15 protein-coding genes and 1 tRNA gene are annotated in these 13,222 nt (G+C 68.5%); 10 read left to right on the top strand and 6 right to left on the bottom strand.

The window, feature by feature from the left end; all coding sequences use genetic code 11:
* Positions 1-107: 107 nt before the first annotated feature.
* Entirely contained in the window at positions 108-1,430 is a 1,323-nt protein-coding gene (locus DNK52_RS02520) for a nicotinate phosphoribosyltransferase (RefSeq protein WP_110239932.1), read from the bottom strand.
* Positions 1,431-1,472: 42 nt separating this feature from the next.
* On the opposite strand from DNK52_RS02520, the gene clpS reads away from it, so the two are divergent.
* Both clpS and DNK52_RS02510 read left to right on the top strand, forming a co-directional pair.
* The gene (gene clpS, locus DNK52_RS02515; RefSeq protein ID WP_239455334.1) at positions 1,473-1,766 is read left to right on the top strand and encodes an ATP-dependent Clp protease adapter ClpS; all 294 of its coding nucleotides are present in this window, start codon (positions 1,473-1,475) and stop codon (positions 1,764-1,766) included.
* On the top strand, positions 1,766-2,350 hold the full coding sequence (locus DNK52_RS02510) for a DUF2017 domain-containing protein (RefSeq protein WP_110239189.1): 585 nt from the start codon (positions 1,766-1,768) through the stop codon (positions 2,348-2,350). The genes clpS and DNK52_RS02510 overlap by 1 nt, the downstream gene beginning before the upstream one ends.
* Here DNK52_RS02510 and DNK52_RS02505 read toward each other — a convergent pair.
* Positions 2,340-3,149 carry a glycosyltransferase family 2 protein gene (locus DNK52_RS02505; RefSeq protein WP_110239187.1) on the bottom strand — a complete coding sequence of 270 codons (810 nt, stop codon included), beginning with the start codon at positions 3,147-3,149 and terminating at the stop codon, positions 2,340-2,342. The genes DNK52_RS02510 and DNK52_RS02505 overlap by 11 nt on opposite strands.
* Positions 3,150-3,171: 22 nt before the next feature.
* On the opposite strand from DNK52_RS02505, the gene DNK52_RS02500 reads away from it, so the two are divergent.
* From DNK52_RS02500 to DNK52_RS02490, 3 genes are all read left to right on the top strand, one after another.
* Positions 3,172-3,594: a M67 family metallopeptidase gene (locus DNK52_RS02500; protein ID WP_110239185.1), complete on the top strand. Its 423-nt coding sequence runs from the start codon at positions 3,172-3,174 to the stop codon at positions 3,592-3,594.
* A gap of 68 nt (positions 3,595-3,662) precedes the next feature.
* Positions 3,663-3,941 (top strand): MoaD family protein, encoded by a 279-nt coding sequence (locus DNK52_RS02495; protein ID WP_110239183.1) that lies wholly within the window; start codon positions 3,663-3,665, stop codon positions 3,939-3,941.
* A gap of 22 nt (positions 3,942-3,963) precedes the next feature.
* Positions 3,964-4,914 carry a PLP-dependent cysteine synthase family protein gene (locus DNK52_RS02490; RefSeq protein WP_110239181.1) on the top strand — a complete coding sequence of 317 codons (951 nt, stop codon included), beginning with the start codon at positions 3,964-3,966 and terminating at the stop codon, positions 4,912-4,914.
* Between the two features lie 33 nt (positions 4,915-4,947).
* Here DNK52_RS02490 and DNK52_RS02485 read toward each other — a convergent pair whose 3' ends face one another.
* A complete protein-coding gene (locus DNK52_RS02485) occupies positions 4,948-6,036 on the bottom strand; it encodes an alkaline phosphatase family protein (protein WP_162598561.1) in 1,089 nt (362 codons plus the stop codon).
* A 169-nt stretch (positions 6,037-6,205) separates the two neighbouring features.
* Here DNK52_RS02485 and DNK52_RS02480 point away from each other — a divergent pair, with 169 nt between their 5' ends.
* Genes DNK52_RS02480 through DNK52_RS02470 form a run of 3 tightly spaced genes read left to right on the top strand, consistent with a single transcriptional unit; the run spans position 6,206 to position 8,735 of the window.
* Positions 6,206-6,970: an MBL fold metallo-hydrolase gene (locus tag DNK52_RS02480; RefSeq protein ID WP_110239179.1), complete on the top strand. Its 765-nt coding sequence runs from the start codon at positions 6,206-6,208 to the stop codon at positions 6,968-6,970.
* Between the two features lie 44 nt (positions 6,971-7,014).
* Complete coding sequence (locus DNK52_RS02475; protein ID WP_204163339.1) at positions 7,015-7,929, top strand: ABC transporter ATP-binding protein; 915 nt, start codon at positions 7,015-7,017, stop codon at positions 7,927-7,929.
* Entirely contained in the window at positions 7,926-8,735 is an 810-nt protein-coding gene (locus tag DNK52_RS02470; RefSeq protein WP_110239175.1) for an ABC-2 transporter permease, read from the top strand. The genes DNK52_RS02475 and DNK52_RS02470 overlap by 4 nt, the downstream gene beginning before the upstream one ends.
* 87 nt (positions 8,736-8,822) lie before the next feature.
* On the opposite strand, the gene DNK52_RS02465 is transcribed toward DNK52_RS02470, so the two are convergent.
* Positions 8,823-10,529: a hypothetical protein gene (locus DNK52_RS02465; protein WP_110239173.1), complete on the bottom strand. Its 1,707-nt coding sequence runs from the start codon at positions 10,527-10,529 to the stop codon at positions 8,823-8,825.
* Between the two features lie 185 nt (positions 10,530-10,714).
* Between DNK52_RS02465 and rph the strand changes: the two genes are divergently transcribed.
* Entirely contained in the window at positions 10,715-11,443 is a 729-nt protein-coding gene (gene rph, locus DNK52_RS02460; RefSeq protein ID WP_275426133.1) for a ribonuclease PH, read from the top strand.
* 10 nt (positions 11,444-11,453) lie between these two features.
* Complete coding sequence (gene rdgB, locus DNK52_RS02455) at positions 11,454-12,074, top strand: RdgB/HAM1 family non-canonical purine NTP pyrophosphatase (protein WP_275426127.1); 621 nt, start codon at positions 11,454-11,456, stop codon at positions 12,072-12,074.
* Between the two features lie 70 nt (positions 12,075-12,144).
* Here the strand turns inward: rdgB and DNK52_RS02450 are convergent, their stop codons facing one another.
* Both DNK52_RS02450 and DNK52_RS02445 read right to left on the bottom strand, forming a co-directional pair.
* Complete coding sequence (locus DNK52_RS02450; RefSeq protein WP_110239167.1) at positions 12,145-13,035, bottom strand: bile acid:sodium symporter family protein; 891 nt, start codon at positions 13,033-13,035, stop codon at positions 12,145-12,147.
* Positions 13,036-13,129: 94 nt separating this feature from the next.
* Positions 13,130-13,211, bottom strand: a tRNA-Leu gene (locus DNK52_RS02445).
* Positions 13,212-13,222: the final 11 nt, after the last annotated feature.

Genomic DNA, 13,222 nt, shown 5'->3' with positions numbered 1-13,222 from the left:
GCCGCGTCAGTCGACATCAACTTGCCAGTTGCTGCCGTACGGCCGGGTTTCGGTGCCTGGCGGGCGTACGGGGCGGTCCCCGGCCGGGCCAGACCGGACAGGCGCAGTCAGTCGAGGTGGATCGTCGGGATGACCGGCTCCCCGCGGCTCAGCTGACGGGCCTGCAGGGGGAGCTCGGCCCGGCTGGCGAGGTGGCGCTCGCGGGAGGCACTGAGCGGTTCGCGGCCGACGACCTCGCCGTCACGCACCAGGGGGACCAGGAGCGTACGGTCGTCGCCGTCGTCGACGGGCGCCTCACCGATGCCGACCACCTCGGCCTCGGCCCTGCCGCGGGAGTTGCGCCGGCGCAGGGCGTACTTGCGACCACCCACCGAGCCCTTGTCCTTGGCCTTCTTGGCGACGGGGACCATCTCACCGTCAGCGCCTTCGCGGCTCACCAGCTTGTAGACGAAGCCGCAGGTGGGGTGGCCCGACCCGGTGACGAGTTGGGTGCCGACGCCGTAGCCGTCCACCGGCGCCGCGGCCAGGGCAGCGATCGCGTACTCGTCGAGGTCGCTGGTGACGGTGATCCGGGTCTTCGTCGCCCCCAACGAGTCGAGTTGCGCGCGCACCTGGTGGGCGAGCACACCCAGGTCGCCGGAGTCGAGACGTACGGCACCCAACTCGGGGCCGGCGACCTCGACGGCCACCCGCACCGCCTCAGCGATGTCGTAGGTGTCCACCAGCAGCGTCGTGTCCCGGCCCAAGGAGGTCACCTGTGCGACGAAGGCGTCCCGTTCGGTGTCGTGCAGCAGCGTGAAGGAGTGGGCCGACGTGCCGGCGGTCGGGATGCCGTGACGCTGCCGGGCGGCGAGGTTGGAGGTGGAGGCGAAGCCGGCGACGTACGCGGCCCGGGCGGCGGCCACGGCAGCCTCCTCGTGCGTACGGCGCGAGCCCATCTCGATGCACGGGCGGCCCTCGGCGGCCCACGTCATCCGGGACGCGGCCGAGGCGATCGCGGAGTCGTGGTTGTAGATCGACAGGAGCAAGGTCTCCAGCAGCACGGCCTCGGCGAAGGAGGCCTCGACGACCACCAGGGGGGAGTAGGGGAGATAGACCTCGCCCTCGGGGTAGCCCCAGATGTCGCCGGTGAACTCATAGTCGGCCAACCAGGCCAGCGTCTGCGCGTCGACGACCCGGCCCTCGTCGAGGACGGCCAGCACCTCATCGTCGAAGCGGAACCGTTCGAAGGCGTCCAGCGCCCGGCCCACGCCAGCGACGACGCCGTAGCGGCGCCCCTCGGGCAGGCGGCGCGGGAAGAGCTCGAAGACCGAGCGGCGTTGGGCGGTGCCGGACTGCAGCGCCGCCTGCAGCATCGTCAGCTCGTAGTGGTCGGTCAGCAGGGCCGTGGATGTCCCCGCTGCCGCTGGCCCCAGTGCTCGCTCGCTCACGCCGACCACTGTGCCATGGTGGGTCTGTGTCACGATTGTGACGTGTCCGCTCCCAGCCCCGTCGAGGTCGACCCCGACCTCTCCGTAGAGGAATTCCTCCGTGCCGACAAGGCGTGGGTGACCGTGGTCTGGAACGACCCGGTCAACCTGATGTCCTACGTGACGTACGTCTTCCGCACCCACTTCGGCTACTCGAAGTCGAAGGCCGAGAAGTTGATGATGGAGGTCCACGAAGAGGGCCGCTCAGCCGTCAGCACGGGCGGGCGCGAGGAAATGGAACGTGACGTGCAGGCGATGCACGAGTACGGTCTCTGGGCCACGATGGAGCGCGCCTGATGTCCGGCTTCACCCGCCACCGCAAGAGCGGTCAGGTGCTGGCCAACTTCACGGGTTTCGAGGCCGACCTGCTGCGCAGCCTGGCCTCGCAGTTGGTCGAGCTGCTGCGCGACGAACAACCCGAGACCCCGGCGGAGCCCGATCCGCTGGCGGCTCTCTTCAACTTCTCGGGTCCGGTCGACGAGCCCCTCGACCCCGTCCTGCTGCGGCTCTTCCCGACGGCGTACGCAGAGGACCCTGAGGCTGCGGGCGAGTTCCGGCGCTACACCGAGCCGGCTCTGCGCGAGGGCAAGGAACACTGCGCGCGTGCCGTGGTCGAGGCGCTCGAGGACGGAGGTCTCCCTCCCGAGCTCGAGGAGGACGACCTGATGATCGACGTCGAGCTCGCCCCCGACGACGCCGCGCTCTGGCTGCGCGCCCTCAACGACCTCCGTCTCGCGTTGGCGACCCGCCTCGAGATCGAGGAGGGTGACGAGGACTTCTGGGAGGCGCTGGACGAGGAGGACCCGCGCACCCACGCCCACGACATCTACGAGTGGTTGGGCTACCTGCAGGAGACCCTGGTCGCGGCGATCACCGCGTGAGGTGGGGCGGCTCGACCGCCGACGTACGTGGCTCCTGCGGCATCGTGATCGGGTCGTGCACGCTGTAGGGCAGCGGCGGGTACATCTTCTGCTCGGGGAGTCGGAAGTGCAGGAGGCGAGCCACCGACGGGTCGACGCGTTGCGCTCTTCCCTTGGTGATGCGGTGGACGCTGACGAACGGGGTCGCCACCCGGTAACGGGCGATCGTCTTGACGCGTCGGGCCCAAGCCGGGTGCTCGTAGGAGCGCAGGTCCTCGATCGACCAACGCATGGTGTGCTGCTCGAGCACGGGTCGCGACGGATCGTGGTCGGTGGTGTCGACGTTGAGGCTCATCAGGCAGAGCCTCGGGGCCTCGGCCGTGCGCAGCAGGCTCCGGATCGATCCGCCGCCGGGCAGGTGGATGAACTCGTCCACGTCGATGAACGCGACCCAACCCCTGCGGTCCTTCACGACCGCCTCCATGATCGGCGCGATGTTCTCGAACTGCCGCTGCGAGGTGGAGTCGTTGATCGGCAAGGGGGTCGCGGCGAGCATCTCCGCGTTCTCCTTTCGCCAGGCCAGGACCCGCTGGTACCGCTCGGAGTAGCCCATGCCGTCGTAGTACTCGCCGCGCTCGGGGCGCTCGTGCACGTGCACCTGAGCCTCCACGTCGAGGCCGGCCAGCACTTCGCGCGAGTCGTCGACGACGCCGTCGAGGACGATGTGGAACTCCTCGAATCCCAGGCGGGAGTGGTACGTGACCCACTCGGCCAACCGGGAACCGTCCCCGCGGGACTGGGTGACGATCGTCAGTGGCATGCGGTCATCCTAGGATGAATGCGTGTTGACCATCAGACGCAGCATCCGCGACGCGATCGTCGCCCACGCCCGTCGGGACCACCCGGACGAGGCCTGTGGGATCGTCGCCGGGCCCGAGGGCAGTGACGAGCCGGTGCGTCTGGTCGAGATGGTGAACGCGGCCGGGAGTCCGACCTTCTACGAGTTCGACTCCGGCGAGTTGTTGGCGCTTTACAAGGAGATGTGGAAGAACGACGAGGAGCCGGTCGTCATCTACCACTCCCACACCGCCACCGAGGCCTATCCCAGCCGCACCGACATCGGGCTGGCCAGTGAGCCCGGCGCCCACTACGTCCTGGTCAGCACCCGCGAGCCGGACGACGCCGACGTGCCTGCCGAGTTCCGGTCCTACCGGATCGTGGACGGCGAAGTGACCGAGGAAGAAGTCAGGCTCGTCGAGGGTTGAGTCCCTGACCACCTGCACTGTCCGCACCGCACCCCACCGCCCCCACCGCACCGACGAGGAGTCCCGCCATGGCCATCGAGGTCAAGATCCCCACCATCATGCGCACGTTCACCGGAGGCGAGAAGGCCATCACCGGCGAGGGCGCCACCATTGCGGCCCTGATCGAAGACCTCGAGGCCAAGCACCCCGGCATCGCCGACCGGATGGTCGAGGACGGGGCCCTGCGCCGGTTCGTCAACATCTACGTCAACGACGAGGACGTCCGTTTCCTGGGTGGGCTCGAGGCTCCGCTCTCCGACGGCGACGAGGTCGTCGTCCTGCCGGCCGTCGCCGGCGGAAGCCACTGAGACCGGGACGGTCCCACCACCGATGACGCGCTTCGACAACCTGCTCGACTCGGTCGGCGGCACCCCCTTGGTCGGCCTCCCGCGTCTCTCGCCCAGCCCTGAGGTACGTCTCTGGGCCAAGCTCGAGGACCGCAACCCGACCGGCTCGATCAAGGACCGCCCGGCCCTGAAGATGATCGAGATGGCCGAAGCCGACGGCACCCTCACCCCCGGGTGCACGATCCTCGAGCCGACCAGCGGCAACACCGGCATCTCCCTGGCGATGGCGGCCAAGCTCAAGGGCTACAAGATCGTCTGTGTGATGCCGGAGAACACGTCCGAGGAGCGCCGCCAGCTCCTACGGATGTGGGGCGCGGAGATCATCTCGTCGCCCGCGGCCGGAGGCTCCAACGAGGCAGTGCGCGTCGCCAAGGAGATCGCTGAGCAACACCCCGACTGGGTGATGCTCTACCAGTACGGCAACCCCGCCAACGCGCTCGCCCACGAGCAGGGGACCGGCCCGGAGCTGTTGGCCGACCTGCCGGAGATCACCCACTTCGTCGCCGGTCTGGGCACCACCGGCACCCTGATGGGCGTCTCGCGCTTCTTCCGCGCAGCCAAGCCCGACGTACGCATCGTGGCCGCTGAGCCGCGCTACGGTGAGTTGGTCTACGGCCTGCGCAACCTCGACGAGGGCTTCGTCCCCGAGCTCTACGACGCCGATCTGATCGACACCCGCTTCAGTGTCGGCCCCCGCGACGCGGTCAAGCGCGTACGCGAACTCCTCGAGCAGGAGGGCATCTTCGCCGGCATCTCCACCGGCGCCATCCTGCACGCCGCAATCCGTCAGGGCCAGGCTGCCGTCAAGGCAGGGGAGAGCGCCGACATCGCGTTCGTGGTCTGTGACGGTGGATGGAAGTACCTCTCGACCGGCGCCTACGAGGGCACCCTCGACGACGCCGAGGACCGGCTCGACGGTCAGCTCTGGGCCTGATCCCGTCCCGGCCCGGACCGCTGGACGTTCGGGTCAGCGGGCAAGCCGGATCTCGCCTCCGGCGTTGAACTCACTCCCGGGGACCGGGTCGAGCCCCAGCAGACCCAGGACCACGTTGGCGGCGTCTCCGTTGCGCACCGGCGGCTTCTCGGCGTCGTACGAGGGCTGCGTACGCCCGGGGTCGGCGAGTGCGTCACTGAGGTCGTACAGGTCGGCGTTGCGCGCAACGCCGGGACCGCGCACCATGAAGGGCACGCGATAGTTGGCGAGCACGTCGGTGTCGCCGTGGTTCATGTCCTGGCCCCCGTGGTCGGAGGTCAGGACCACCGTGAGTCGGCCCTTGACCTCTGGGTGGCCCTTGACGGTCTTCATCACCTCACCGACGCGGGTGTCGGCCCTGCGTACCGCGGCGAGATACCGCTTGCTCATGAACCCGTGCTCGTGACCGGCGGCGTCCGGGCTCCAGAGATGGAGGAAGCGCACCTCCCGGTCGCGCTCGCGGAGGTCCTTGCGCAGCGAACGGACCAGTCTCTTGGTGTTCTCGTCCACTCGCACCAGATCGAGGGCCTTGGGCCACGAACGACTCCACAACCTGAACTTCTTCTTCTGGACGAACATGGCGCTGCTGCCGTCGGCCTTGTCGACCACGCTGAAGACGGAGTCGATCCGCCCGCGGGCAGCGCCGCGGACCGTGCCCGGCTTGCCGCTGAGCTTGTTCCAGGCGATCCCGTGGCCGCCCTGGGCCCGATCCACCCGGCGTCCGGTCACCATGCTGGTGTGGTTGGGCAGGGTCACCGTCTCCTCGACCGCGGTCCTGGCATTGAGGGTGGACGCGCCCTGTCGCATGAGGCGGTGCAGGTGAGGAGTCTTCTTACGGCCGAGTTGCTCCAGCGCACTCGGGTTCAGACCGTCGATCGAGATCAGCAGGACGCTCTCCACCGGCTTCACCCGTGTGGACGGCGACCGCTCCGCTGCAGCGCCGCGCTCTGTTGGTGCACTTGAAGAAGGGTCTTCGTCGATCAGGTCGCTGGGCGACCACGGCGACAGCGAGGTCAACCCGATCACGAGCAGCCCGACGGCCAGGACGGTGAGGAGTGCGGGGGTGTGCAGCCGAGTCTTCACTCCCGCCAGACTACCCACGCGTGCGTGCTTCCAATCACAGGTGAAGGCTGGGCGACAGGGGTGTGCACGTGAGATGGATCGCCCCGGGCTGTCATCGGCGCTGCAAACCCCTAATCTTGCTGAGGACCAAGTCTTGGTGTGCTCGGTCCCGCCCCCGAAGAGGAGAGACATGAGGCTCACAGTCGTTGGTTGCTCCGGGTCCTATCCCGGTCCCGACTCGCCGGCCAGCTGTTACCTGCTCGAGGCGGACCACGAGGGACGTACGTGGCGCGTGCTGCTGGACCTCGGCTCGGGCGCACTGGGGGCCCTGCACCGGTACGTGGACCCGCTCACCATCGACGCCGTCTTCCTCTCGCACCTGCACGCCGACCACTGCCTGGATCTCTGCGGCTACCACGTGATGCGCAAGTACCACCCGACCGGGCCGCAGCCGCGGATCGGTGTGTGGGGGCCCGTCGGGACGGCCGACCGAGTGGCGCGCGCGTACGACCTGCCCCTGGATCCCGGCATGACCGAGGAGTTCGACTTCCACGTCTGGGGTGCTCCGGTGCAGATGGGCCCGTTCACGGTCGAGGCGGTCGAGGTGGTTCATCCCGTACCGGCCTTCTCGCTGCGGGTCACCTGTGGTGGCCGGGTCCTGGCGTACACCGGTGACTCCGGCCCCTGTGACGCCCTCGGCCATGCGGCGCGCGGCGCCGACCTGCTGCTGGCGGAGGCATCCTTCGAGGAGGGCACCGACAACCCTGCTGACCTGCACCTCACCGGCCGTGAGTGCGGGGAGCTCGCGTCGAGCGCAGGAGTGCGTCAGTTGGTGCTGACCCACGTGCCGCCGTGGCACGATCCGCAGGTGGTCCTCGCCGAGGCGAAGGACGTGTACGACGGCCCCCTCGCCCTCGCCCGGGCCGGGGACGTCTACGAGTTCCCCGCTCTCTGAGCCAGGCCTCGTGCTGGCAACCCACTCGTGAAAGGGTGGGGCCCATGATTTCTGTCCAAGGACTGACCAAGACGTACGGCGGTTTCACGGCCGTCGATGACGTGAGCTTCACCGCCGAGCCCGGTCGCGTCACGGGTTTTCTGGGGCCCAACGGCGCCGGGAAGACCACGACGATGCGGGTGCTGACGGGGCTCACGACCGCCAGCCGCGGCACCGCCACCATCGGCGGGATGCGTTATTCCGACATTCCGAACCCGGGCCTCCACGTGGGGGTCCTGCTCGACGCCTCCGCCCAGCACGCCGGACGGACCGGTCGTGAGGTCCTCACCCTGTCGGCGAAGGTCATGGGCCTGCCGGCCCGCCGCGTCGACGAGATGCTGGAGCTGGTCAGTCTCACCGGGAGCGAGTCCAAGCGACGCGTCCGCAACTACTCGCTGGGGATGCGTCAGCGTCTCGGCATCGCCAACGCACTGCTCGGCGATCCCTCGGTCCTGGTCCTCGACGAGCCGGCCAACGGACTGGACCCGGCCGGCATCCACTGGATGCGTGGCCTGCTGAAGACGTTCGCCGACCAGGGGGGCACGGTGCTGCTCTCCAGTCACCTGCTCCACGAGGTCGAGATCATCGCCGACGAGATGGTGATGATCGGGAACGGGCGGATCGTGGCCCAGGGCACCAAGCAGGACATGCTCGCCCAGGCGGGAGGTCACGGTTGCTTCGTGACCGCTGAGGACGGCGCCCAGTTGCGCCGTGCGCTGGACGGCTCCGGGCTTGCCTACGCGCAGGCCGGGGAGGGCTTCCGGGTGGAGGCCCAGCCGGTGCAGGTGGGTCGTCTCGCTGTCCAGGCCGGGATTGTCCTCATGGATCTCCGCGCCGCCGACGGCGGGCTGGAGCGGCTCTTCCTCGAACTCACTGCACCGACTCAGCGTGAACAACTCACCGAAGGAGCCCAGGCATGAGTGCCGTCGCGCCCTCCCGTACGTTCGATGTCAGCGGCACCTCGAAGGTGCCCTTCTCACGGCTCGTCTCCGTCGAGATGCGCAAGATGGCCGATACCCGTGCGGGTCTGTGGCTGCTGAGCATCATCGGCCTCATCACCATCGCTGTCATCGTCATCTTCTTCTTCGTGACGAGCGGCAACGCCGATGACAGGACGTTCATCAACTTCCTCAACATCACCAGCACGCCCCTCGGCTTCCTCCTGCCGGTGCTGGGCATCCTCCTGGTGACCGGGGAGTGGGGTCAGCGGACGACGCTGACCACATTCGCCCTCGAACCGTCGCGGATGAAGGTGATCGCTGCCAAGACGGTTGCAGCGCTGGTGTACGGAGTCGCCACCCTCCTCCTGGCGGTGCTCGTCGCAGCGGTGGCTGCCTCGATCGGTGGAGCGACCGATGCCTGGGGCGGTGACGAGATCGTCGAGTCCGCCAAGATGTTGTTGGTCATCGTCATGAGCATCCTTCAAGGGGTCGCCTTCGGGCTGGTGGTGCTCAACTCGGCCGGCGCCATCGTGCTCTTCTTCGTCCTGCCGATCGCCTTCAACCTCGTGGCGAACCTCTGGGGCTGGCTCAATGAGCGTGCCATGTGGTTGGACCTTGCGACGGCGCAGACCCCGCTCCTGGGGATGGACCCGGCGACGGGCATGCCGCTCTCCGGCAACCTGACGGGTGAGCAGTGGCTGAATCTGGCTTCAGTGACCGCTCTGTGGATCGTGGTCCCCTTCGTGATCGGCCTCGTGCGCGTCCAGCGCGCTGAGATGAAGTGATCTGACACTCGCACCACACGACGAAGGCGCCTCGGACCACTGGTCCGAGGCGCCTTCCTCATCTCCGGCCCGGCTGCCCGGGGGCGCTCAGCGCTTCCGGGGCTTGACCTTCTTGCGGAGCTTCACCTTGACGGTCTGCTTGGCGTAGCCACTGCGGGTGACGGCGACCTTGACCGAGATCTTCTTGCGGGCCATCTTCTTGGTCAGGCGCAGGCGGGGTTTGGTGCCCGCCTTGCCCTTGATCTTCTTCTTGCCTGCGTACCACCGGTAGGTGGTCTTGGCGGGCTGAGCTCGCCAGACCCCGGCCTTGACGCGCAGCGCGGAACCGACGCGCGCCGTGCCTGCGACCTTGGGCTGCTTCACCCGGGTGAACTTGAGCCGGGGGGCGCCCGGGTCCCGGCCACCTTCGGTGTGGTCGACGATCCAGACCGGGTCCTTCGTGCCGGCCACGTCCTCGGTGATCTGCAGGAGCGGGACCAAGGGGTCCGGGACCTTGCCCCGCAGCGGCGCGCGGCTCCTGGGGTCCGGCCGCCAGGTGGCCTGGAGACCCACGTTCGCGTGCTGGATCTGGAGAGATCCCGGCGTGGACTCGTCGTCGATGCAGTGGAACTCGGGCTCGTCCGGGGGCCACGCGAAGAACCAGTTGGTGCGGGGAGCGCACAACGCGTCCGCGACCCATTCCCTGCTGGAGAAGCCGTTGCCGTCCGGAGCGGTGAGTCGCTTGAGCATGCCGGGACTGTCGGCGTAGGAGACCATCAGGGAGCCGCGACGGTTCTGCACGGACCGCAGCGGGATGTCGGCGCGGGTGTCGCTGTCGCCGTCAGGGTGCGCGATGTCGCGGGCCTCCTCCAAGCGGTCCAGGGCCCTCCCGGAACGGCCGGGGTGGTAGAGGAACAGACTGGGGTAGCGCACCTGGTCGACGGCGTCACGGTTGGTGAAGATCAGCGCCGCCGCGCCGTTGTCGTTGACGGCGACGAAGGGCGGGTGCGGCGAGGTGACGGCCTGCTTCGGGCCGAGGTTGCTGTAGCGCTGCCAGCTGTTGGAGCGAGCGGGCTCCAGCACGGACCAACTCGCCTCCGCGCGATTGGACGCGGTGTTCTTCACCAGGTGGACGAGGTGCACCTGCGGGCCGTCGGAGTTGAGGCTCAGCTTGCCCTTGATGGCGCTGTGCTTCGTCGTGGCGGCGCCGACCATCGTCGGGGACTTGAAACCCGCACCGGCATCGATCGAGACGTACGGGCGGGTGACGCCCTTCTTCTTCACGGTCCAGGCCACGGCGTCCTGCATGGGGCCGGCGGAGACGTACGGACCGTCCTGGGCCTTGACCGAAAAGGTCTTGCGAGCACTCAACTTGGTGCCGCTGAGACGACGCACCACCACCGCACGCTTCTTGCCCCGCTTCTCGTACCACCCGACCAAGAGCGCACCGTTGGAGTCGATGTCGGTGGTGTGACGCAGAGCAGTGGCGCGTCGGTCGCTGATGCGGACCGCGCGACCCCATGAGGCCCCACGCTTGACCCTGGCCCAGATCTCACTCCTGCCGGACTTCGACCTGACCGACCACGACACGGCGACCGTGCCCCCGTGAGCGCTCTCCTTGACGGTGACCTGCGTGGCGCCCGGCGCCAGGGCGACCAGTTTCGCCGGGCGCAGGACGGCGTCCATCCCGGGGATCGCGTTGGGTTGCACGACAGGGGTTGCCTGAGCGGCGATCCCCGGTGCGAGCAGGGTGAGTGACAGTGCCCCCACGGTGGCGATGGCCAGTCGTGTGCGCAGGCGTCGCTTGACGTGCATGAGTGTCCTCCCAGACGACCCCGTCGGGCCTTGACTCGAGGGTAAGCCCCGGCACCGACCAAGAGGCCCTGATCCGCGATGAACTCTCAACGCGTGGACCGCCTAGGCTCGGACCCATGACTGTCCCGACTTCTTCCGGCCCCACCTCTGCTGGCCCCACCTCTTCTGGCCCCACCACTTCCGGCCTGACCCTGCGTGCGGACGGCCGTGCCGACGACGAGCTGCGTGCCATCACCTTCACCCGCAACTGGCAGGACCACCCGGCCGGCTCGGTCCTGGTGGAGTTCGGCCGCACCAAGGTGCTGTGCGCAGCCTCGGTGAGCGAGGGTGTGCCGCGCTGGCGCAAGGGGTCCGGACTGGGCTGGGTGACGGCCGAGTACGCGATGCTGCCCTCAGCGACGAACACCCGCTCGGCCCGGGAATCGGTCAAGGGCCGTATCGGGGGACGAACGCACGAGATCTCGCGCCTCATCGGCCGGTCGTTGCGGGCCGTGATCGACGACAGGTCGCTGGGTGAGAACACCATCCAGATCGACTGCGACGTTCTCCAGGCCGACGGCGGGACCCGCACGGCCGCGATCACCGGCGCCTACGTGGCCCTGCATGACGCTGTCGAGCACCTGCGCTCGATCGGAGCGCTCAAGGGTGAGGCGCTCACCGGCTCCGTGGCCGCGGTCAGCGTCGGCATCATCGACGGGATCCCGCGCCTGGACCTCCCGTACGAGGAGGACGTGCGCGCCGAGACCGACATGAACATCGTGATGACCGGCGACGGCAAGTTCATCGAGGTGCAGGGCACCGCAGAGGGCGCCCCCTTCGACCGGGCCGAGCTCGACGCGCTGCTCGTGCTGGGGGAGAAGGGGTGCGCCGACCTGACCGGTCTGCAGCGCATCGCCCTGGACCTGGAGGCCTGAGGTGTCACCGGTGGATGCGGCTCCTCGCGTGTTCCTCGCGTCGCGCAACGACAAGAAGATCGAGGAGATGAAGCGGATCCTCTCCGAGTTCGTCCGCGGCATCGAGGTCCTGGGCCTCGACGACGTCGACGACTACGAGGAGCCGGCCGAGGACGAGGCGACGTTCGAGGGCAACGCGCTGCTCAAGGCCCGCGCCGGAGTCGCTGCCACCGGGCTGCCGAGCATCGCCGACGACTCCGGGCTCTGCGTCGACGCCCTCAACGGCATGCCGGGAGTCCTGTCGGCGCGCTGGGCCGGGCGAATGAAGAACGACGCCGCCAACAACGCCCTGCTGCTGGAGCAGTTGCACGACGTGCCGACGGCACGTCGCGGCGCGCACTTCGAGTGCGCCGTCGCCTGGGTCATGCCCAACGCCACGGAGCGGGTCGTCGAGGGGCAGATGCGCGGCCGGGTGCTCCGCGAGACCCGTGGCGCCGGGGGGTTCGGCTACGACGTCCTCTTCGTCGCCGACGAGTACGCCTCTGCCGGCCTCACCACGGCCGAGTTGATGCCGTACGAGAAGGACCGGATCTCGCACCGGGGCCGCGCTCTGCGGGAGTTGGCTCCCCTGGTGGCCGCCGACCTCGCCTGAGGCAGACGTACGCGACGGGGCGGGAGGGCCGAGCGCCCTCCCGCCCCGTCGCGGTGAATCGTCGGTTCCCTCAGGCGGCGGCGACCCGGTCGGGGGCCGGGGCGGTGTCCCGGGCGACCTGCCGCGAGACCCAGCGGCCCCAGATCGCCGCGAAGACGAACATGAGGATCGCGTAGACGGCGGCCGGCACCGACATCTCGGTGTAGCCCAGGACCTCGACCGCGATGAAGATCGCCAGGGTCGCGTTGTGCACCCCGATCTCCATCGACGACGCGATCGCCTGCGGGCCGGGGACACCCAGCGCCTTGGGGACGTAGTAGCCGACCACCAGGCTGCTGGCACAGAAGATTGCGACGACCAGGCCGATGTCGGCGATGTACCCGCCGATGTTGGCCCGCTCGGCGCCGACGACGCCCACCACCAGGATCAAGAGGATGAGCGCCGAGCCGATACGCACGGTCTTGTCCATCCGGAGCGCGAAGTCAGGCTTGAGGGCTCGGACCAGCATCCCGATCGCCACCGGGATGATGATCAGCGCGAAGACCTCGAGGATCTCGCTCAAGGGCATCTCGACGTCGTCGCGCCGGCCGTACCAGGTGAGCGCTGCGCCGGCGATCAGCGGCAGGGTGACGATCGCGATCAGTGAGTTGACTGCGGTGAGGGTGATGTTGAGTGCCACGTCACCACCGAAGAGCCTGCTGAAGAGCGCCGCGGTGGTGCCCCCGGGGGAGGCCGCGAGCAGCATCATGCCGATCCCGAGCGTCCAGTGGAGGTCGAAGACGATGATCAGGCCGAAGCAGACCAGCGGCATCACGATCAACTGACAGGCCAAAGCGATCACAGCTGCCTTCGGCTGACGTCCGATCCGTTTGAAGTCGGTGACCGTGAGATCCAGCCCGAGGCCGAACATGATGAGGCCCAGAGCGATCGGAAGGCCGATTGTTGCCATTGCAGAGTCCATGGCCGGACCCTAGGGGTGTGGTGGGTCACACGGGAAGCATGGTCCAAAAATTAATTACCGGCGGGTTGCGACTCGACTCTCCAAGGGTGCAGCGTGCCAGAGGAGGGACTCGAACCCTCACGCCCTAGAGCACAGGAACCTAAATCCTGCGTGTCTACCAATTCCACCACTCCGGCCTTTGGAAGAG

This window comes from Nocardioides gilvus, from assembly GCF_003194605.1.
In the GTDB taxonomy this organism is placed as follows: domain Bacteria; phylum Actinomycetota; class Actinomycetes; order Propionibacteriales; family Nocardioidaceae; genus Nocardioides; species Nocardioides gilvus.
Note: the sequence above shows the minus strand (reverse complement) of the source record. Positions and strands in the feature narration are given on the sequence as shown.